Below are 19,310 nucleotides of genomic sequence, written 5' to 3'. Positions count from 1 at the left end.
TTAATAACTAAAGTTTAAAAAGAAACCGCTAGTATCGGAAAAGGTACTAGCGGTTTCTTTGCCTTGTTAGGGATGATAGCGTTTAACAGGAAGAATTTAAATTCATTCATCCAGCTAAGGCAAATAACAGGAACAACTCAATCCTATTCTTCCGCTTCTATTAAATAAAGCACACTAATCAAAGGTTATAGCTTAAATATTTCAAGTATTTAAATTACTTAAGGAAGAAAGGATCGGGTCGTTATAAATTTCCAGAAGGATTCTTATGTGGTGCATCTATATCAAGTTCATAACCTGGAAAAAGCTTCATTTGGAGATATTGCTTTAACTGGAATTAATAAACAGACGGCGTTGGATATCTTGTTGGAGGAAAAAGTTGTGGCAATGGGAAGAGGCGGTGATGGCATTACAGCCATGTCTGATTAGATTACGTGGCAGGTGCTCCTGAAGATGACGATTTATATAATGCATTTAAGCAATTCGTTTTAATTTAAAAAGAGGAGTTAATGAATGTCTAAAATATGGAATTGAACCGTTAATTACTTTATCTCATTATGAAACGCCACTTCACTTAGCGCGCACTTATAATGGTTGGGCTAATCGTGATTTAATCGACTTCTATGAACGTTATGTTACAACTGTATTCAACCGTTATAAAGATAAAGTAAAATACTGGTTAACATTCAACGAGATTAACTCAGTGCTTCATACACCGTTTATGAGTGGTGGAATAAATACACCGAAAGAAGACTTATCTGAGCAGGATCTATATCAAGCAGTGCATCATGAATTAGTGGCGAGTGCCTTAGCAACTAAGATTGGTCATGAAATTAATCCAGACTTCCAGATTGGTTGTATGGTACTCGCGATGCCAGCTTATCCAATGACACCGAACCCAGAAGATGTCCTATCAGCGCGTCACTTTGAGAATAGCAATTATTTATTCTCAGATATTCACGTTCGCGGCGAATATCCTGGTTACGCTAAACGTCTCTTCAAAGAAAAAGGGATCGAGATTGAGTTTGCGGAAGGTGATGCAGAATTATTAAAGGAAAACACAGTGGATTTCATCTCCTTTAGTTACTATATGAGTACCGCTATAGCTGCTAATCCTGAAGAATATGATAGCGGCGTGGGTAACTTACTCGGTGGTGTTAACAACCCATACTTAGAAAGTTCTGAATGGGGATGGCAGATTGACCCAGTGGGATTACGCATTGTGCTAAACGACTTCTGGGATCGTTACCAAAAACCACTATTCATCGTAGAAAACGGCTTAGGTGCTAAGGATGTTTTAGTTGAAGGTGCCGACGGAGAGATGACAGTAGAAGATGATTACCGAATCGACTACCTTGAGAAACATTTACAACAAGTTGGTGAGGCAATCAAAGACGGTGTTGAGTTGATGGGTTACACAACTTGGGGTTGTATCGACTTAGTCTCAGCTTCAACAGCAGAAATGAGTAAACGTTACGGCTTCATATACGTAGACCGCAATGACGACGGATCAGGTACTTTAAACCGCTACAAGAAAAAATCATTTAACTGGTATAAAGAAGTGATTTCGACAAACGGCGAAAGTTTATACAAATAAATTGAAGAAAGCTATCTACTTTTTAGAGTAGGTGGCTTTTTTTGATGGGGAGAATACGGAAACGAAAGTTCAAAAAAATAATTCGATTGCCCGATTCCGACTAAACAATCACTTGAAAATAATTCGATTGCTCGATTCCACAATTTAAACAGCCCACCCAGTCAATCCCGCTTATTCCCAAGCAAAATCCACCAACCTTTTATGAATAATTATTCATAATTTACTAGCTAACCTTTGTAACCGTTTACGCTGAGTGGTATAATTTCTATGAAATGCATTATTGAGTAGAGGAGGAAGAAAGATGGTAAGTATTATTTTGGCGAGTCATGGAAAGTTTGCTGAAGGACTATTACAATCAGCACAGATGATTTTTGGAGAACAGGATCAGATTGAAACTGTGACCTTTATGCCAGAGGAAGGGCCGGAGGACTTGAAAGCGAAGTTGGAGACGGCGATTGCGTCATTTGGTTCGGATGCAGAGATTTTATTCTTAGTCGACCTTTGGGGAGGCACACCGTTTAATCAAGCAAATATTTTGTTTGAAGAGATGTCAGAACGGGCTGCGATTGTGTCTGGAATGAATTTGCCGATGTTACTTGAAGCTTTAGGAACACGGATGGGAATGGAGAAAGCACACGAAGTTGCGACACACATTCTTGGTCAGGAGCAAAGTGGTATTCGCGTTCGACCCGATGAGTTAACCCCTGAGATAGAAGCGGGAGTTGTTTCTGAATCAGGTGGGGCAGCGCAATTAGAGCCAGGAACAGTGATTGGAGACGGTCAGATAAAATACGTCTTGGCGAGAGTCGATACTCGTCTATTACATGGACAAGTGGCAACTGGTTGGGTAAAAAGTGTGAATCCAACCCGAATCATTGTTGTATCAGATAAGGTGGCCAATGACGAGATGCGTAAGACGTTAATTAAACAAGCGGCGCCTCCAGGAATTCGGGCGAACGTTATTCCGATTGCTAAATTAGCAGAAATCAATGAAGATCCGCGATTTGGTGGTACAAGAGCGCTTCTATTATTTGAAACGCCACAAGATGTGTTGGAAGCAATTAATCAAGGAATTGACATTGATGAAGTGAACTTAGGATCCATGGCACATACAAAAGGAAAAGTCATGATTAATAACTCAGTTTCCGTTGACGATGATGACGTGAAGACAATTATGGAGCTAAAAGATAAAGGCGTAAAATTCGATGTACGTAAAGTGCCGGCGGATTCAGCTCAAAATCTTGAACGGCTACTTAAAAAACAAAATTTAATATAGATTAAGGAGGATTCAAAATGACAGACATTACAATAATTCAAGTTGTCCTTATTATTATAGTGGCGCTTTTTGCAGGATTTGAAAGTGTTCTGGATGAGTTCCAATTACATCAACCTATTATTACGTGTACGTTAATCGGACTTATTACAGGTAATCTAGCTGAAGGACTCTTATTAGGTGGGCAATTACAACTGATTGCCTTAGGTTGGATGAATATTGGGGCAGCGATGGCACCCGATGCTGCTTTAGCCGGTGTTGTTTCTGGGATATTAGTATTAGTCCAAGGAGCTTCAATGGGTGAGGGGATTGCGGTGGCGATTCCATTAGCAATTGCTGGGCAAGTGTTAACTATCTTTATTAGAACGGTTGCGGTAGGGTTATCTCATTATGCTGACCGTAAAGCAGAAGAAGGAGATATTAGTGGTGTAGCATCAGCCAATATCATGGCTTTAATGTTACAAGGTTTACGTGTAGCAATTCCAGCTGGTTTAATTTTAATGGTTTCAGCTCAAACAGTTACAGACGCACTGAATGCAATTCCAGATGTCATTACTGGTGGACTAAACGTTGCCGGTGGAATGATTGTTGCGGTAGGTTATGCAATGGTTATTAATATGATGGCGTCGAAAAGTTCATGGCCATTTTTCTTCATGGGATTTGCTTTAGCAGCAGTTACTGAACTGAATTTAATTGCGATGGGTATTATTGGTTTAAGTATCGCTTTAGTTTACATCTCAATTGCACCACAGTTTAACGCTAATTCAGGTGGTGGCGGTGGTGGAAATTCAGTCGAAGCTGCTTTAGATGACATTTTAGAAGATTATTAGATAGGAGGGTATAAAATGACTGAAGAAGTAAGAAAAGAACGTATAACATTAACAAAAGCGGATCGGATGCGCGTGTCATGGCGAATGACTTTTATACAAGCATGTTGGAACTTTGAGCGGATGCATAACGTTGGTTGGGTATACGCCTTAATTCCTGCGATTCGAAAATTATATACAACAAAAGAAGATAGAAGTGCTGCACTTCAACGTCACTTAGAATTCATTAATACTCATCCGTACTTACAAGCGCCAATTGCTGGGGTCGTACTTGCTTTAGAAGAAGAAAAAGCAAACGGAACAGACATTGATGACCAAGCAATTCAAGGTGTGAAAGTTGGGATGATGGGACCTCTGGCGGGAGTGGGAGACCCGGTATTCTGGGGAACATTAAGACCAGTATTAGGTGCTTTTGCGGCATCACTGGCATTATCTGAGAGTATTTTTGGACCAATTATTTTCTTCCTAGCGTGGAATATTATCCGTATCCTATTCTTATGGTACACACAAGAATTAGGTTATAGATCAGGGAATGAAATCACGAAAGACTTGAGTGGAGGTATTTTACAAAAAATCACTCAAGGGGCATCAATTCTAGGAATGTTTATTATGGGAGTGTTAGTGCCAAGATGGACAACTATGAACTTCCCCTTAGTGCTATCTCAAGTGGAAAATAGCCAGGATACAATGGTCGATTTCCAAGCATTGACGGACCAAGCGAACAGCAATGCTTTGTCCGTTGACACGATTCGGGATCTCATTTTACAAGTCCAATCAGGAGCGAACGTCGCGACTGAAACGACGATGACCTTGAATGATGTATTAAATGAACTATTACCAGGACTTATGCCACTAATTCTAACATTCGCATGTATCTGGCTACTCCGCAAGAAAGTAAGCCCAATCGCAATTATTGGAGGAATCTTTGTTCTAGGTATTGCATTATATTCTGTTGGAATTATGGGTTAATTTTAAATGTCAGTTGATTTTTTAAATGCAACGGTGGAATATACTACACGTGCCAACGCAATGTTGAACCCAATTATTCCCAAATCTGGTTTGTTTTTAATGGGTGAGATGGGAATGGAGTTCCGCTCAGAAAAAGGTCCGGGCTTTATTCAAATCCCTTGGACTTCTGTTGAAAATATCTTCGTGCAAATGTTATTCGGCGGACGTTATGTCCGCGGGTTTACAATCGCGACAGATGAAGGGCTACTATTTGAATTTGTGGTTAATGATGCGAAAGATACTTTGAAATACATGCGAAAGTATCTTGAACGCGACGTATTCCATGCGAGTAAAAGCAATATTAGTAAAGTTTTAGGCCAATTCAAGAAATAAATAAAAGGAACTCGTTCTGTAGCAACTCGCTTTAAGAAGTTGTTGTAGGATAAGTTCTTTTTTGTTCATTCCACTAAAAATATCCACTCATGACGGATTATCTGTAAAATCTTTAACTTTTTACTACTCTGTCTACGATTAAAATCACAGAAATAACCTGAGTCCACGAATGAAAGGGGTATGTCTTTGAGTGCCCACGTTCATACGTCCAGTATAAATTCGCAAACATGTATTCGAAAAAGATTGGAGCGCTCGATGCCACACTGGTCTACATTTACTCAAAAAAAAAGCCGAGGAGCATTGAGCCCCTCGACAATCATTTTGAATTGCTTCAAATAATCTATTATAGTCTAGTATCTTCGTCATTGACTCGACCAGTTTCGTCATCGACTTCTAATTCTTCATGACGCGTTGTTTCCGTTACAGTTTCACGGTCAGTATGAGTTGTTTTCTCAACTTCAACTTCGTCAGTAGCTACTGTTTCTTTGTCTACAACAACTTCTTCCTCTGAAACTGGAATAACGATTTCTTCTTCTTGGAAAGCATCTCCGTCAGCAACACTTTCGGTCGTGTCCGATGGTGCTGAGTGGCGAATATGAATCTCTTCGCGCTCAACTGGAACTTCAATCGTTTCAGTGTCTTCAACGACTTCTTTAGTAATTGACACATCACCTATGTCTTTTTTACGTACTTCAGCATGTACTTGTTCTTCATGTAGGCGAATACGTTCTGCTTCAGTATCAGTTTCTGTATCAGCGTCAGGAGCGAATTCTCCGACAGGCTCACCTTCAGCTTCGATATGAGTTTCTTCACCAACAATATGTGGTTCATAGTCGTTATCTTCAACATTCACATCGTCGTAATCATGATCTGGTTCAGTCGTTTCAGGTGTATCTTCAGACAAACCAGCTGATGTTCCTACTGCTCCAGAGAATGCTGCAGTTTCAGTATTGACTGTATCAGTTGCCGTCGTATCAGAAACATAGTCATCTGTTCTTACTTCACGTGTTTCAGTTATATTAAAGGCAGGAAGTTGACTTTCAAATTCTTGGTCAACTAACACTAATAGTTCATCGCGACTTAATGAGTCTTTGTATTGCGTTAAATCAACGTTTTCAAATTCTTCATCGTTGTCGTCATCGTCCCAGCCAAATAATTTTGCAAAGAATCCACGATTGTCTTCATGCTGCTCGTCCATCAATTCTCCGTAAGAGATAAATTCAGCTTCGCCATTATATGCATGTGCTTGCGAACCGACTAGAGCGACACTATCGCGAGGAACGCCTTGATTAATAACATGTGCCACTGCGTCTTCTGCTTCAACGACTGTTGGGTAAACCCCATAAACGTATTTCTTAACCATAAAACAACTTCCTTTCTATTTTTTAAAATGTTCTATAGTTAAAGTATAAAACAAAAATGATGTAAATATAAAGTAAAACGCCTCAATAAAATGATATTGTTTTACTTGGTAATATATCAATTTATCTATATAAAAATAATGAATAAGACGAACATACCAGAGAACACAATTATAAAATTTGGAAAAATGCAAAAAAAAACCAGCGCAAAATGCACTGGATTTTAATATTATTATAAGCGCCAGAAACTGTAGCCAGCTTCAGTAAAATCTTCTTTATTTAAGATACTTTTCACATCTAAAATGATGCGTTTATCATTTGCTAAATCTTGATTAAAAAGGGCAGTGATTTCTTCAAAAGAAAGAGCTTTGAATTTATCATGTCCAACAGCTAAAAGAATGGCGTCAGCATCCTTAACGTCAGCTAAATCAGTTAATGATACACCATACTCAGCTTGAGCATCTTCCGCGCTCGCCCATGGATCAACTATAGTTGGTTTAATATCATATTCACGTAGACGTTTAATAATGTCATTTACTTTTGAATTACGTGTATCCGGAGTATGTTCCTTAAACGTTAAACCAAGGATAACTACGTTAGAATCAATGGGTGTTTTACCCGTACGGATTAATTCTTTAATTAGTTTATCGGCAATAAATTCACCCATGCCATCATTAATTTGGCGACCGTTTGAAATAATTTGACTGTGGTAGCCTAAGTTCTCAGCCTGATATACAAAGTAATATGGATCCACGCCAATACAGTGTCCACCGACTAGTCCAGGGGTGAAGCCGAGGGCGTTCCATTTTGTATTCATTGCATCAATAACGTCTTTAGAATCAATACCCATACGGTCAAAAGCAAGAGCTAATTCGTTCATAAAAGCAATATTAATATCGCGTTGTGAATTCTCAACCACTTTCGCAGCTTCAGCGACTTTAATACTAGGGGCTTTATGAACACCCGCTTTAACAACGATCTCATACACTTTTCCAATTTCATCTAAATACTCTGGAATCGATGATGAGACGATTTTTGTAATGGTTTCAAGTGTATGGACCTTATCTCCTGGATTGATTCGCTCAGGTGAGTATCCAACAACAAAATCAACACCATGTGTTAAACCAGACTCTTCTTCAAGAATTGAAATACAGACATCTTCAGTCACGCCAGGGTACACAGTTGACTCATAAACGACGATAGACCCTTTAGAAAGGTTTTGTCCAATCGTGCGGGTTGCACTTGTCACAGGCGTTAAATCAGGCGTTTTGTCATGATTTATCGGTGTCGGAACTGAGACGATTAAGAAACAAGCCTCTTTTAATTTAGCAGCATCATTCGTAAATTCTAAATCCGTTTCTTTAATCGCGTCATCACCAACTTCTTTAGTTGGGTCCACGCCTTCTTTATAAAGTTCGATTTTCTTAAGATTGTAATCATACCCAATTGTATCAATGTGTTTTGCGAAAGAAATTGCGATAGGCATACCAACATAACCTAAGCCGATAACCGCCAACTTCGCTTCTTTTTTTATTAATTTGTTATATATTTCCATGTGTTTCTCCTCTATTCATTATATCTTGGATATTATAACAGAAAATGTTTTGATTGTTGAGTTATCTGTCCTACTACTTAAAATTATATAAACACCACCGAACCGGTGGTAAACTAAAATCAAATTAGATATACTATATTTGTATGAGAAAGAGGAGGTTTGAATATGTCGAAAATTCGTAAAGCAGTCATTCCCGCAGCCGGTTATGGAACGGGCTTTCTGCCAGCGACAAAAGCACAACCGAAGGAATTATTACCGATTGTCGATAAACCCATTATTCAATTTATTGTTGAAGAAGCCTTTGCTTCTGGGATTGAAGAAGTTTTAATCATTACTGGTAAACATAAACGTTCAATTGAGGATCATTTCGATTCAAATCCTGAGTTAGAAGACAATTTAGAAAGCAAAGGAAAAGACGCCTTATTAAAAATTGTCAAAGATACCACAAAAGAAAACTTATTCTTTGTGCGTCAATCCTATCCAAAAGGACTAGGAGATGCTATCGGACACGCACGTGCCTTTGTTAATGATGAGCCATTTGTCGTGATGTTAGGCGACAACATAATGCACAGTGAAGTACCAGTGACGAAGCAATTGATGGATTTATATGACAAAAATAAATCAGCTAACTTAGCAGTCGTGGAAGTGCCAGACGAATTAACGTCCAAATACGGTATGATTAAAGTGGACAGCCAGGACGACAATGATGATACAGTTTACAGTGTGTCTCACTTTGTTGAAAAACCAGCAGCCGAAGAAGCGCCAAGTAACTTAGCTATCGCAGGACGTTACATTCTAACACCTGAAATTTTCGATATATTAGAAAAAATTTCACCCGGTGTCGATGACGAATTACAACTGACTGACGCCATCGATCAACTAAATAAAACGCAAAGAGTCTTTGCTAAAAAAGTTGAAGGGAAACGCTATGACGTTGGAAATAAGATTGGCTATATGAAGATGAGTCTTGAGTATGGCTTGGAGCATCCGGAAACTGCTGAAGAATTCTCAGAATACATTATTCAATTAAGTGATAAATTAGAAGCTGAGTACAGTAACGAGCAATAAATAAATAGCTAACTTTCAGACAAGAAAGTTAGCTATTTTTCTATCTAATTTTATTTCTAATAGAAGGTTTAAATAATTGTTGATGCATGTGTGCAAAAGACAAGCGAGTACGATAAGTCTCATGCTTTCGCTGAGTTGTGGATTTTAAGTAGTCGTGTATTTGATTGTATTTTATGAATTGAGCCAAATCTATCTTAGCTTTCAAACGGTCTTTGTAAGGGACGCGTGTCTTGGTGAAAATCTTGAAAGCAGGATTACCAATATAGGTTTGTAATTGAGTGGGTTCAAAGATTAAATCCTTTTCATTCATCTCGACTTGGAAATCATACCAAAAGTTTACGAGCTGAAAAGCGTAGCCGATTTGTGACATTACTAGTGATAGCCGATTGTTAAGTGAAATAGTTAGTTTTGAATAGTTAGCCAAGTCAAACATAAATTGAATCGTCTGGATTTTAACTGGATCGTCTTTTTGTGTCTGGATATGTAAATCATTTATTAATGTGATATTTACCCAGTCAGAATGTTTATTTTCAGGATTTCTTAGACGAATAAACACTTTATTTTTATTCACATATGGGAAGATAGTTCTTGGACGATTGAATGTGGACTTTAGAAATTGTGACCATCTTTGATAGTTATAACCAAATGTTGAGAAAAACTCATCTGTTAATCGGGTTGTCGACCATTTACTTTTATAAATCTTACCACCTCGGTCTATGATTAAACTTCCAAAGGTGGAGTTTAAGTGACGAATCGTCATTACATATATAATTTCTAATTGACTGAGGGCACTATGATCTAATTCAGTCGCTTTCTCCAAATAATAGTTAATAGGAAAGTCAGACTCGTTTTGAGGCATGAAATCAATCATTTAAAAAGGTTCCTTTCGAAGTAATAAATCTTTATAAAAATAATAGATAACAAAATAAATATAGCATATTTTAATGCTTTATCAATAAAATTTATGTAAAGAATATGTAAAGTTAATGTAAATAAAAATAGACCGCTTTCAAAGTAGAATAAGATAATATTCTTATGGCATTATAATACGGGTGAATAGTAAATCCGTGGTAACTAACTTAATTCATGTTATTATAAAAGTATTAAAAAACGAAGTAAGGAGGTAAAGCTTTGGCTAGTCGTATAGCAGTTATACAATGGTATTTAGATCATGAAGGAAAAGTCACTTATGCAAATTCTAAAGAAAAGCGCTGCGGACCAGATAGTTACGATAGTGCCAGTGCTATGTTTAGCGCACTCATAGCGGGGGGGTTCTTACCTTATGGCTCGGGACTTGGTTCGATGTCTTTACTACTTCAATTAGATAATGTCTTATTACACGAAATCAAACGAAATGAAATCCAAGCTGGCGATATCTTTATCGCTGGTTTTAAGCGAAAACACCTATCTGAACATGCCTATACAGGTGTTGCTTTGGACTTTCATAATGTTATATATTGTATTGAAGATGCTGATGGCATCATTCGGACTACCAATCATGGTTGGTCCAATCGTTCAGTTAAATGGTACCGTTTAGCGGAACCGATTGATACAGATTTTAAACCGAGGAAATATATTTCAGGAAAAACAGTTTTTGTTAGATGAGTTGAACTTTTTAATGAAAATAAACGAATTATGAGAAATTTACGAATAAAAGGGATAAGAACTGTTTCTTTATAATTACAAGTTTGTAAAACGGTTGTAATTTCTTTATTGATTAGAAATTTGATGATAGAATGGTATTGAAGTGTCTTATTAGAACAAGAAGGAGCGTAGTGACATGAAATTAAATAAAATTAAAAGATTAGGAAAATCTTTACTATTATTATCCGCTATTGCGTTAGCACCAGTTTCAACGGCAATAGCTCAATCTACACACACTGTCCAAAACGGTGAGTGGCTATGGGGAATCGCAAGACAATATGGTGTCACAGCGGGCGATATTATGGCAGCAAACGGCCTAACGAGTGAGTGGATTGATGTTGGAATGACTTTATCTATTCCGGCATCAGGTAGTGGCGTAACTGACAACGGTGGTTACTATACTGGAGCTCAATCAGGTGTCCATACAGTATCAGCAGGCGAATACTTAGAAAGTATCGCTTATATGTACGGTGTGACAGTTGATCAATTAATGGCATGGAATGGCTTAACAAGTACTTGGATAGACGTTGGTGACCAACTTGTCCTTTATGGTCCTTCAAATGCAACACCAGCTTACGATTATGACTATGGCTATGATTACGGTCAAAGCTATGATAATTCGTATACAATCCAATCTGGAGACACATTATCAGGTATCGCAGCCGTTTACGGTGTGAGCGTTTCAGAATTAATGGCTATGAACGGTCTTGGAACTGACTGGCTAATCGCGGGAAATAAAATTTCAGTACCTAACGGACCGGTTGATTATCAAGCACCTCCAGCATGGACACAAGCAAATGCACAAAATGGTGCCCATATTGTTCAATCAGGTGATATCTTATCAAGTATCGCTTTAACATATGGTGTAACCGTTGACGAACTACGTGCGTGGAACGGTTTAACATCTGACTGGTTAGATGTTGGAGACGTCATTTACGTGGTGCCAACAGGTGGACCAGTTCAAACAACACCTGAGCCAACACCAGAAACACCGACAGAAACTCCAACGGATACAGAAGAATCATCACAAGAATCTGATGCTTCTAGCGAAGATGAAGAAGCAACTGATGACGAAACTGGAACAATTAACTTAGCTGATTTACCAGAAGCAGCACGTCCAGAAACACATGTTGTTCAAACAGGTGACAACGTATGGCGTATTGCTGAGCAATATAGCATTTCAGCTGACAGTTTACGTAACTGGAACAATTTAGAAGATGATAGTCTATTAGTTGGGACAGAACTATTTGTTTCTAACCCTGCATTAATTCCAGAAGTGCATGAAGTTGCGGAAGGTGAAAACCTTTATACAATCGCAATGGATTACAACACGACTGAGCAATTAATTATGGAATGGAATGAATTAGAATCAAACGAAGTCGTTGAAGGCGACATGATTGTTGTATCAGATCCACGTCCAGAAACTCATGAAGTAGAGCCTGGCCAAACTTTAGAACAAGTGGCTGAATTATACGAAATTACTTTAGAAGAATTACGTGAGTGGAACGGTATTCCTGAGACAGTAACGATTGTTAACGGTACGTTAATCGTATCAAATCCAACTGGAACAGATAATGAAACAACAAACAGTATTGAACCTGTTGAATCTGGAGAAGTGTCAGAAACTTTTGAAGAATCTACGGAGGAAGCTGCTGCGGACGAATCAACAACTGAAGAATCTGCTGAGTAATACAATGAATCATAACAACGCAAAAGCGCCAGGAAGGTTTTAACTTCCTGACGCTTTTTTTGATTGTGTAAATAAGTATTTTAAGCAAAACTTCCCCAAGCAGCATATTGACCTGCAATCGTACCAGTAACAAAGGCAGCTGTAATATTATAGCCACCTGTATAGCCGTTAATATCTAATAACTCCCCGCAGAAGAATAAACCTTGCATGAATTTTGATTCCATTGTTTTAGGATCAACTTCTTTTGTCGATACTCCGCCACCAGTCACAAAGCCTTTTTCAATCGGCTGTGAACCCGTTACCGTTAATGGGAAGGTTTTGACTGTCTTCCATAAAGCATCCACTTCACTGTGGACAAGCTGTTTATAAGGTTTCGTTGCATCGATATTTGCTAGAAGGCAAACAACTTCTGCCATTCGCTCCGGCATCCACTGTTTTAGAATATTTGTTAATTGCTTTTCACGCGCTTCTTCAGCGGTTTGCTTCATCTCTTCTGAAGTTTCATTTGGTGCTAAGTCAATCGATAAATGACATAACTCTTCACCCGTTGCGTGTAAGTATTGGTTCACGTGCCCACTACAACGCAGAATGGCGGGTCCTGAATAACCAAAGTGTGTAAAAATCATATCCATTTGATGATTCACAATAGCTTTTTCACCCACCGGCCCATTCCAAACTGTAACGTTCACATCGCGCAGTGACACACCGCGGAGTAATTTTTCCGAAATAATTCGATCATCGGATAAGAGGGGCGCCTCTGTTGGATATAAACGCTCAATGGCGTGGCCAGCTTTTTTTGCCCAAGCATAAGCATCTCCGGTTGCGCCCGTTTTTGGATAAGCGCGACCACCAGCAGCAAGTACAATTGAATTCGCTGTGATTGTCTCCCCAGCAACGGTCGTCAAGCCTTTTACTCGCTGTGTCTCGCGGTCATAAATTAATGAATCAACCGGATCTTTCATCCGAATTGTTACGCCTAAGTCATTGATAACATCCACTAATGTATCTAAAATCGTCCGGGCACGGTCAGTCACAGGGAACATGCGTCCATGATCTTCCTCTTTTAATTCCACACCTGCTTGATTGAAGAATGAGATAATATCTTCCTGATCAAACTGATTTAAAGCACTATATAAAAACTTACCATTCCCAGGAATGTGTGTGATTAGATCCTCACGTGTCGTCCGGTTCGTAACATTACAACGACCGCCGCCTGATAAAAGCAATTTTCGTCCTAATTTAGGATTTTTCTCCATTAATAAAGTGCGTGCCCCTTGTTGAGCAGCGTTAATGGTTGCCATTAAACCACTTGATCCGCCCCCAATAACGATTACATCATAATCTGTCATATGTTCACCTACTTCTATATATTTCTTGGTCATTATAACAGAAAAAATTTATTAAAGTACGATTTGTGCAAAATTTAAGCGCGTGCGTTTCTCAAGTGTCTTAGTAAATTGATAACTGATTTCAAAATCAACCATCCCGTGAATTAACGTTCCTAGTCCCACTAAGATGATTAAAGTAAATATAAAATTATCTGACGTTGCGCTCACGCCAGCTGCAGTTAAGAGATAAACCACAATCACTTCGGCGATCGCATGAATTAAATTTACAAAGAAACTAAAGATCGTTCGTGACTTTACGTTTACTAAAGTGTTAGATAGTTTCTTCAAATATAGCGCACCGACTGTCGCGAATATAATATGCGAAAGGGCACGAAGAACAATAGTGATCGGGTAGCCAGCTGCAACGAAACCTAAAGTAGTCCCAACAGCAACAATGGCCGCAATCTTAGGTGAGCGGAACATAGCCATAACAATTGGGATATGACTTCCAAGTGTGTATGAAGCAGGGCCTAAAATAATTTTGATAGGCATAATCATAGGAATTAAAATACCCAGTGCCGTTAATAAACTCGCAATCACTAAATCGCGGGTGCTTTGTCTTTGTTGTGTCATAATGATTCTCCTCGGAAAGTTTTTCGTCAGTATATCGTAACTTGACGTTAGGTGTCAAGACACATGTAAAGCGTTGGAGGTGATTCAAATACCCATTTGAATCAAAGTGCTTTATTTTCTTATTAGAGAAGGGTATACTATAGATATAGAAAAGGAGTGATGTTCATGCCACAATTAGCTTATGAACCATTAACGGAGCCGACTTTAACGTGCGAAAAAGTATTTTCAGTTCAACCTATTTTTTCGAAAAAACAAATCCAAAAATTTTATGACCAGGCATCAATTAGTCACGTAGCTATTGGACATGTGATTTCACTAGATGAAGAACAAATTATTTTGCTGACTTCAGATGAACCCGAAGAGAATCCAACAGTGACGCAACATTTACTTGAAGATTTACAATTTGAATTAGGGAAGTTAGTGAAACGTGAACCATCAGCCGATATTGTAAAAAGACAACAAAGACTAATTAATAAATACGATCGAATTATTGATGCGATTGAAGCCTTGCCAGAAACAAGCGACGAAGTCGTTGATCGTGATTTAATTGCTGAAAAATTATCATGTTAATAAGCAGATAAAAAACCAAGCAAAAGGAGCAATGCAGATATGGAACAATTAACTTATGAGGGACAAGCGAATTCAAATTTAGCTTGTGAACTTGGTTTTCAAAAGAGAAATGTTGAATCAAAAGCACAACTACAAAATTTTTATGACCAAATTTCTAAAAGTAACTCGGCAGCAGGACATATCCTTGGCTTAGGTACAGACCAAGTCATGTTAATGATTGAAGATGCACCCAAAGGTGAAGCAACGGCTCGTCAACATTTATTAGAAGATTTACAAAGAGAATTACAAAAGCAAGTTGACCGTGAACCAACCGTGAGTGGTGTCAAACGTCAACAACGTTTAATTAACCGCTATGCAAATATTCTAGAAGCGATTGAAGCTTTGCCAGAAACAAGTGAAGACGCAGAATTTGAAGAATTAACCGTTTCAAGTGTTCATGAATAGACAAAAAAACCGCCTCAAGGCGGTTTTTAATTTTCCGAAAGTAAGATGCCAGTAGCATCCAAACTCGCTTTAATTTGCTCGAATTCTTTGATTGAAGGGGTTGTAATGGTATGGATATGAATTCCATTCGTTAAAGTACTCAACATTTCACCTTCATGCTGCGACATTTGCTGAACAAATTCTTGAATGTCATCATCCGTATTTATTTGAAGTGACGCCTTTAAGACACCATAAATAGGATGCTCTACTTCAACATCTTCAATGGCTCCACCTGCGTCAACAATAATTTGAAGTTCTTCCTCTGCTTGCTCAGCAGAATGAAGGCAGGCTAATTTACCGCGGTAACGGCCAGATGCAGCTGCTTTCATCGCTGAAGCAAGAAGGTAACCTTGATTGGTCGCAATAATTTCGATATTTCGAGCCCGTAGCAGGGCAATATCCCCTACTATAATTTGTCTACTAACTGCAAATTTACTTGCCAACTCTGTTGCCTTTATCGGCGCCGGTGCTTCTTCCAGTATTGATACGATTTCGTCACGTCTATCCATTGCTTTCATAAGCCTTCCTCCAATCAAATATTTAATTGTAGTATACCACATAGAATATTTAAAATAATTAACGGAACTTGCTTGACTAATTGAAGTGTTTCATAGTACAATAACTGACGGTATTGTTTACCACCACTATAGAGCCCCGGAAACTCAATAGTAATGTAAACAACTAGTTTTATAAATGGAGGAAAATAACGTGCGTCAAACATATATGGCTAAGAAAAATGAAACTGAACGCAACTGGGTAGTTGTAGATGCAACTGATATCCCATTAGGGCGTCTATCAACTGTAGTGGCTTCAATCTTACGTGGTAAAAACAAACCAACTTATACACCACATGTAGATACTGGAGATTTCGTAATCGTAATCAATGCTGAAAAAGTTGCATTAACAGGTAAGAAAGCATCTGACAAAATGTATCACCGTCACACTGGTCACCCAGGTGGATTAAAATCTACTACTGCTGGTGATTTACGTGAAAACAAACCTGAGCGTTTAATCGAATTATCTGTAAAAGGTATGATTCCTGATAACCGTTTAGGACGCAAACAATTAACTAAATTACACGTCTATCGTGGTGCTGAGCATGGACATGCTGCTCAACAACCAGAAGTATTAGACATCACAAACTTAATTTAAGGAGGGAAAATTTAAATGGCTAAAGCAGAATATTTAGGTACAGGTCGTCGTAAAAACGCGTCAGCTCGTGTACGTTTAGTGCCAGGAACTGGTGTGTTCAACATTAACAACAAATCACTTGAAGAATACATCCCATTCCCTCACTTACACGAAGTAATGAAACAACCATTTACAGCTACAGAAACATTAGGTAGCTACGACGTTTTAGTAAACGTTCATGGTGGTGGAGTTTCAGGTCAAGCAGGAGCAATCCGTCACGGTATCGCTCGTGCATTATTAAATGTTGATCCTGACTTCCGTCCAACATTAAAATCAGCAGGTCTACTGACTCGTGACCCACGTATGGTTGAACGTAAAAAAGCAGGACGTAAAAAAGCACGTAAGAGTGCACAATTCTCAAAACGTTAATATTTATATATTATATGTTCAAGACATCTTCCAATTGGAAGGTGTCTTTTTTTTGCGGAAATATAGATCTGTGTCCTTGAGAAATCCTCAGGGACACAAAAGTAGTCAAGCGTGCGCTTGAGAAACTCTCAGGGACACAAAAGCAGTCAAACGTGCGCTTGAGAAACTCTTAGGGACACAAAAGCAGTCAAACGTGCGCTTGAGAAATCCTCAGGGACACAAAAGCGTCCAAACGTGCGCTTGAGAAATCCTCAGGGACACAAAAGCAGTCAAACGTGCGCTTGAGAAATCCTCAGGGACACAAAAGTGCCCAAACATGTCCTTGAGAAACTCTCAAGGACACAAATCAGCTCAAACGTGCGCTTGAGAAACTCTCAAGAACACAAAACTACTTAACTATTTTATCTTTGTAACGATATATCTTATTAGGTTGGTAATACTCAATGAGTTTACGTGGGTTTTGGTAACCTCTACCGTATTTTGTAAAGTTTCGGCGAAGACAGCTAGTCAAAAACGACTTATTAAATAGTCCATCAAAATACTCAGTTAACTCAGACAAATAAATATCCTTATGGTGATACAAAACACCATATTTACAAATTTCTTCAACTGCAAACTTCTCTTTTGAAAAAGAGCTACCACAAGAGCAAAGGAAATGTCTATTTCCATTATCGAATTCGCGTGATTGGCAAACAGGACATTTCCAACCGTGATGCACCAACTTTTTATCCAATATTGGTGGCAAGTAGGGAGACTCTAAATCATTTTTTCAAAAAAGCATTAATAATTTGTTTTGATTTATGTGAGCTAGGCTGAACTTGGATATTACGAAGGTAATTCCGTATTTCATTTGGCATCATGCATTTGATCTCAGTATTTGGTACACCACTTAAACTAGCATGTTGATTTATAAATATTAAATTTCCATTTATCTGAACTTCAGGCAAATTATTCCGATATAACCACTCTTTTATAAAGCGGACATGTTCCTGCGCTTTGGATAAGGGGTTGCGAAGTACTTCATTATTATTGACGGAAAATTTATCGTTTTCAAAATGCATCATCCCTTCAAAATTCTTGATATCAACAAGTTCAATTGTTCTGTGATTGAAAATAACGAAATCAATTTGGTGATATTGATCAAATACTTTGAACCAAAAATCCTGGAATACATATACATCTTTATGTAAATATTTAGGAATCCAATCGTGTTTAAACTGTTCCTCCCCAATATCGCCTAATAAACCTATGTGTAATTTATATTTATCTGAAGCATCTAACTGATTAAATTCATTCATAACCATAAGCCATTGTGTTTGTAATGTTTTCATAAATAGCTACACCTCCATATATATATACAAAATTTTTGCCTGATTCCATTAATTTATTTTTCGATTTATAAAAAATGTTTAACGAAATAAAGGACTAATACTCGTTATGTGTTAGAATTAATACAACTGTGTTAGGCAAAGGGAGAGTAGCTTTATTTGCTAGACCAATCAATAAAAGTTCTATAAATATTGGATAGAAGCAATCTTGAATGAGTACACCACATTAGAATCATTGAACTGGAGATAATTATGTCAAATATTATGTTAGTGAAATTACAAGAGAAACATTTTGAAAAACTATTTAAATTTGAACTTGAAAACAGAGGTTATTTTGAAGAAATGGTTCCGAGCCGTGGGGATGATTATTATAACTTAGAACATTTATACAAAGAAACAAAGCTTTAATCGACGAACAAGATCAAGGTTTATCTTATTTTTATTTAATTATGAATCAAGAAGGTGTAGTTCTTGGAAGAATGAATTTAGTTGATATCGAACAATCACAGGGGCTTGGTCATGTCGGCTATAGAGTGGGGAAAGCATATACTGGAAAAGGAATTGCTAACAAGGCGTTGAAGATATTATTAGATACCACAAATCAGTTAGGTATTCGACAGATATCAGCGAAGACTACTACAAATAACATAGCATCACGAAAAACATTAGAGAAAAATGAATTTCAATATATTGAAACAGCAGGTGATGAATTTAAAATGAATGGACACTTATTATCGTTTGTTTATTATAGGTGGGAGAAATCATAGATAACTTACCGTGTAAGAAGTTAGTAATCATGTCTTAATCGCGGATAGAAGTTATTGTCTGTAATATTAATTCACATCAAAATAGTTTAATCAGAATAGACCATCACTGCTGAACGAGGTAAAGGAAGTGTGTCAATGAAGGATTTTTACACAGCATTATCATCCTGAACAATTCATACTTTTCGTTGAAACATGTGCCAACTGCCTAACGGCAGCTTAAATTTACTTTTTCATTTTCACCTGTTAAGTGATGAAAAAAGAACCCCATTCTGATATTGTAAAGGTGTC

The 19,310-nt window shown here is 37.9% G+C and carries 21 protein-coding genes and 1 pseudogene; 15 read left to right on the top strand and 7 right to left on the bottom strand.

Annotation, left to right across the window (positions count from 1 at the left end; genetic code table 11):
* Positions 1 to 267 precede the first annotated feature (267 nt).
* The 6 genes and pseudogenes from ACEN33_RS07010 to ACEN33_RS06985 all read left to right on the top strand — a co-directional run bounded on the left by ACEN33_RS07010 (position 268) and on the right by ACEN33_RS06985 (position 5,035).
* Positions 268 to 426 (top strand): hypothetical protein, encoded by a 159-nt coding sequence (locus ACEN33_RS07010; protein ID WP_407089273.1) that lies wholly within the window; start codon positions 268 to 270, stop codon positions 424 to 426.
* 79 nt (positions 427 to 505) lie between these two features.
* Positions 506 to 1,594, top strand: a pseudogene (locus ACEN33_RS07005) (glycoside hydrolase family 1 protein); the annotation flags it as partial.
* Between the two features lie 301 nt (positions 1,595 to 1,895).
* Positions 1,896 to 2,870, top strand: coding sequence for a mannose/fructose/sorbose PTS transporter subunit IIA (locus ACEN33_RS07000; protein ID WP_407094791.1), 975 nt, complete (start codon positions 1,896 to 1,898; stop codon positions 2,868 to 2,870).
* Between the two features lie 17 nt (positions 2,871 to 2,887).
* On the top strand, positions 2,888 to 3,697 hold the full coding sequence (locus tag ACEN33_RS06995) for a mannose/fructose/sorbose family PTS transporter subunit IIC (RefSeq protein WP_407094790.1): 810 nt from the start codon (positions 2,888 to 2,890) through the stop codon (positions 3,695 to 3,697).
* Positions 3,698 to 3,712: 15 nt separating this feature from the next.
* Positions 3,713 to 4,663 carry a PTS system mannose/fructose/sorbose family transporter subunit IID gene (locus tag ACEN33_RS06990; protein WP_407094789.1) on the top strand — a complete coding sequence of 317 codons (951 nt, stop codon included), beginning with the start codon at positions 3,713 to 3,715 and terminating at the stop codon, positions 4,661 to 4,663.
* A 6-nt stretch (positions 4,664 to 4,669) separates the two neighbouring features.
* A complete protein-coding gene (locus ACEN33_RS06985) occupies positions 4,670 to 5,035 on the top strand; it encodes a DUF956 family protein (RefSeq protein ID WP_407094787.1) in 366 nt (121 codons plus the stop codon).
* 343 nt (positions 5,036 to 5,378) lie between these two features.
* Here the strand turns inward: ACEN33_RS06985 and ACEN33_RS06980 are convergent, their stop codons facing one another.
* Together ACEN33_RS06980 and ACEN33_RS06975 are read right to left on the bottom strand one after the other, a co-directional pair.
* A complete protein-coding gene (locus ACEN33_RS06980) occupies positions 5,379 to 6,398 on the bottom strand; it encodes a YsnF/AvaK domain-containing protein (protein WP_407094786.1) in 1,020 nt (339 codons plus the stop codon).
* A 230-nt stretch (positions 6,399 to 6,628) separates the two neighbouring features.
* The gene (locus ACEN33_RS06975) at positions 6,629 to 7,951 is read right to left on the bottom strand and encodes a nucleotide sugar dehydrogenase (protein WP_407094784.1); all 1,323 of its coding nucleotides are present in this window, start codon (positions 7,949 to 7,951) and stop codon (positions 6,629 to 6,631) included.
* 165 nt (positions 7,952 to 8,116) lie between these two features.
* Between ACEN33_RS06975 and galU the strand changes: the two genes are divergently transcribed.
* Positions 8,117 to 9,019 (top strand): UTP--glucose-1-phosphate uridylyltransferase GalU, encoded by a 903-nt coding sequence (gene galU / locus ACEN33_RS06970; RefSeq protein ID WP_407089281.1) that lies wholly within the window; start codon positions 8,117 to 8,119, stop codon positions 9,017 to 9,019.
* Positions 9,020 to 9,059: 40 nt separating this feature from the next.
* On the opposite strand, the gene ACEN33_RS06965 is transcribed toward galU, so the two are convergent.
* Entirely contained in the window at positions 9,060 to 9,890 is an 831-nt protein-coding gene (locus tag ACEN33_RS06965) for a hypothetical protein (protein ID WP_407094783.1), read from the bottom strand.
* Positions 9,891 to 10,150: 260 nt separating this feature from the next.
* On the opposite strand from ACEN33_RS06965, the gene ACEN33_RS06960 reads away from it, so the two are divergent.
* Both ACEN33_RS06960 and ACEN33_RS06955 read left to right on the top strand, forming a co-directional pair.
* Positions 10,151 to 10,624 (top strand): peptidoglycan amidohydrolase family protein, encoded by a 474-nt coding sequence (locus ACEN33_RS06960; protein ID WP_407093556.1) that lies wholly within the window; start codon positions 10,151 to 10,153, stop codon positions 10,622 to 10,624.
* 175 nt (positions 10,625 to 10,799) lie between these two features.
* A complete protein-coding gene (locus ACEN33_RS06955; RefSeq protein WP_407089285.1) occupies positions 10,800 to 12,353 on the top strand; it encodes a LysM peptidoglycan-binding domain-containing protein in 1,554 nt (517 codons plus the stop codon).
* 80 nt (positions 12,354 to 12,433) lie between these two features.
* Here ACEN33_RS06955 and ACEN33_RS06950 read toward each other — a convergent pair whose 3' ends face one another.
* Both ACEN33_RS06950 and ACEN33_RS06945 read right to left on the bottom strand, forming a co-directional pair.
* On the bottom strand, positions 12,434 to 13,702 hold the full coding sequence (locus tag ACEN33_RS06950; protein ID WP_407094782.1) for an NAD(P)/FAD-dependent oxidoreductase: 1,269 nt from the start codon (positions 13,700 to 13,702) through the stop codon (positions 12,434 to 12,436).
* Between the two features lie 51 nt (positions 13,703 to 13,753).
* Positions 13,754 to 14,314 carry an ECF transporter S component gene (locus ACEN33_RS06945; protein WP_407094781.1) on the bottom strand — a complete coding sequence of 187 codons (561 nt, stop codon included), beginning with the start codon at positions 14,312 to 14,314 and terminating at the stop codon, positions 13,754 to 13,756.
* Between the two features lie 165 nt (positions 14,315 to 14,479).
* Here ACEN33_RS06945 and ACEN33_RS06940 point away from each other — a divergent pair, with 165 nt between their 5' ends.
* Together ACEN33_RS06940 and ACEN33_RS06935 are read left to right on the top strand one after the other, a co-directional pair.
* Positions 14,480 to 14,884 carry a hypothetical protein gene (locus ACEN33_RS06940; RefSeq protein WP_197104317.1) on the top strand — a complete coding sequence of 135 codons (405 nt, stop codon included), beginning with the start codon at positions 14,480 to 14,482 and terminating at the stop codon, positions 14,882 to 14,884.
* A 39-nt stretch (positions 14,885 to 14,923) separates the two neighbouring features.
* Positions 14,924 to 15,328, top strand: a complete 405-nt coding sequence (locus ACEN33_RS06935) for a hypothetical protein (RefSeq protein WP_197104316.1) — start codon at positions 14,924 to 14,926, stop codon at positions 15,326 to 15,328.
* Between the two features lie 26 nt (positions 15,329 to 15,354).
* On the opposite strand, the gene ACEN33_RS06930 is transcribed toward ACEN33_RS06935, so the two are convergent.
* Positions 15,355 to 15,885: a transcription repressor NadR gene (locus ACEN33_RS06930; protein ID WP_407094779.1), complete on the bottom strand. Its 531-nt coding sequence runs from the start codon at positions 15,883 to 15,885 to the stop codon at positions 15,355 to 15,357.
* Between the two features lie 190 nt (positions 15,886 to 16,075).
* Between ACEN33_RS06930 and rplM the strand changes: the two genes are divergently transcribed.
* Both rplM and rpsI read left to right on the top strand, forming a co-directional pair.
* Entirely contained in the window at positions 16,076 to 16,519 is a 444-nt protein-coding gene (gene rplM, locus ACEN33_RS06925; RefSeq protein WP_138405552.1) for a 50S ribosomal protein L13, read from the top strand.
* Positions 16,520 to 16,534: 15 nt separating this feature from the next.
* Positions 16,535 to 16,927 (top strand): 30S ribosomal protein S9, encoded by a 393-nt coding sequence (rpsI, locus tag ACEN33_RS06920; protein ID WP_407094778.1) that lies wholly within the window; start codon positions 16,535 to 16,537, stop codon positions 16,925 to 16,927.
* 761 nt (positions 16,928 to 17,688) lie between these two features.
* Here rpsI and ACEN33_RS06915 read toward each other — a convergent pair.
* Positions 17,689 to 18,258 carry a nuclease-related domain-containing protein gene (locus tag ACEN33_RS06915; protein ID WP_407094777.1) on the bottom strand — a complete coding sequence of 190 codons (570 nt, stop codon included), beginning with the start codon at positions 18,256 to 18,258 and terminating at the stop codon, positions 17,689 to 17,691.
* 249 nt (positions 18,259 to 18,507) lie between these two features.
* Here ACEN33_RS06915 and ACEN33_RS06910 point away from each other — a divergent pair, with 249 nt between their 5' ends.
* Both ACEN33_RS06910 and ACEN33_RS06905 read left to right on the top strand, forming a co-directional pair.
* Complete coding sequence (locus ACEN33_RS06910) at positions 18,508 to 18,663, top strand: hypothetical protein (protein ID WP_407094776.1); 156 nt, start codon at positions 18,508 to 18,510, stop codon at positions 18,661 to 18,663.
* A complete protein-coding gene (locus ACEN33_RS06905; protein WP_407094798.1) occupies positions 18,642 to 19,022 on the top strand; it encodes a GNAT family N-acetyltransferase in 381 nt (126 codons plus the stop codon). Before ACEN33_RS06910 ends, ACEN33_RS06905 begins: the two co-directional genes overlap by 22 nt.
* Positions 19,023 to 19,310: the final 288 nt, after the last annotated feature.

The sequence above is a fragment of the Ruoffia sp. FAM 24228 genome, assembly GCF_045528575.1.
Taxonomy (GTDB): Bacteria; Bacillota; Bacilli; order Lactobacillales; family Aerococcaceae; genus Ruoffia; species Ruoffia halotolerans.
Note: the sequence above shows the minus strand (reverse complement) of the source record. Positions and strands in the feature narration are given on the sequence as shown.

Excerpts from the sequence above, each read along its gene's own strand:
- ACEN33_RS07000 (WP_407094791.1), top strand. The coding sequence starts at position 1,896 with ATGGTAAGTATTATTTTGGCGAGTCATGGAAAGTTTGCTGAAGGACTA.
- ACEN33_RS06995 (WP_407094790.1), top strand. The coding sequence starts at position 2,888 with ATGACAGACATTACAATAATTCAAGTTGTCCTTATTATTATAGTGGCG.
- ACEN33_RS06990 (WP_407094789.1), top strand. The coding sequence starts at position 3,713 with ATGACTGAAGAAGTAAGAAAAGAACGTATAACATTAACAAAAGCGGAT.
- ACEN33_RS06985 (WP_407094787.1), top strand. The coding sequence starts at position 4,670 with ATGTCAGTTGATTTTTTAAATGCAACGGTGGAATATACTACACGTGCC.
- ACEN33_RS06980 (WP_407094786.1), bottom strand. The coding sequence starts at position 6,398 with ATGGTTAAGAAATACGTTTATGGGGTTTACCCAACAGTCGTTGAAGCA.
- ACEN33_RS06975 (WP_407094784.1), bottom strand. The coding sequence starts at position 7,951 with ATGGAAATATATAACAAATTAATAAAAAAAGAAGCGAAGTTGGCGGTT.
- galU (WP_407089281.1), top strand. The coding sequence starts at position 8,117 with ATGTCGAAAATTCGTAAAGCAGTCATTCCCGCAGCCGGTTATGGAACG.
- ACEN33_RS06965 (WP_407094783.1), bottom strand. The coding sequence starts at position 9,890 with ATGATTGATTTCATGCCTCAAAACGAGTCTGACTTTCCTATTAACTAT.
- ACEN33_RS06955 (WP_407089285.1), top strand. The coding sequence starts at position 10,800 with ATGAAATTAAATAAAATTAAAAGATTAGGAAAATCTTTACTATTATTA.
- ACEN33_RS06950 (WP_407094782.1), bottom strand. The coding sequence starts at position 13,702 with ATGACAGATTATGATGTAATCGTTATTGGGGGCGGATCAAGTGGTTTA.
- ACEN33_RS06945 (WP_407094781.1), bottom strand. The coding sequence starts at position 14,314 with ATGACACAACAAAGACAAAGCACCCGCGATTTAGTGATTGCGAGTTTA.
- ACEN33_RS06940 (WP_197104317.1), top strand. The coding sequence starts at position 14,480 with ATGCCACAATTAGCTTATGAACCATTAACGGAGCCGACTTTAACGTGC.
- ACEN33_RS06935 (WP_197104316.1), top strand. The coding sequence starts at position 14,924 with ATGGAACAATTAACTTATGAGGGACAAGCGAATTCAAATTTAGCTTGT.
- ACEN33_RS06930 (WP_407094779.1), bottom strand. The coding sequence starts at position 15,885 with ATGAAAGCAATGGATAGACGTGACGAAATCGTATCAATACTGGAAGAA.
- rpsI (WP_407094778.1), top strand. The coding sequence starts at position 16,535 with ATGGCTAAAGCAGAATATTTAGGTACAGGTCGTCGTAAAAACGCGTCA.
- ACEN33_RS06915 (WP_407094777.1), bottom strand. The coding sequence starts at position 18,258 with ATGAAAACATTACAAACACAATGGCTTATGGTTATGAATGAATTTAAT.
- ACEN33_RS06910 (WP_407094776.1), top strand. The coding sequence starts at position 18,508 with ATGTCAAATATTATGTTAGTGAAATTACAAGAGAAACATTTTGAAAAA.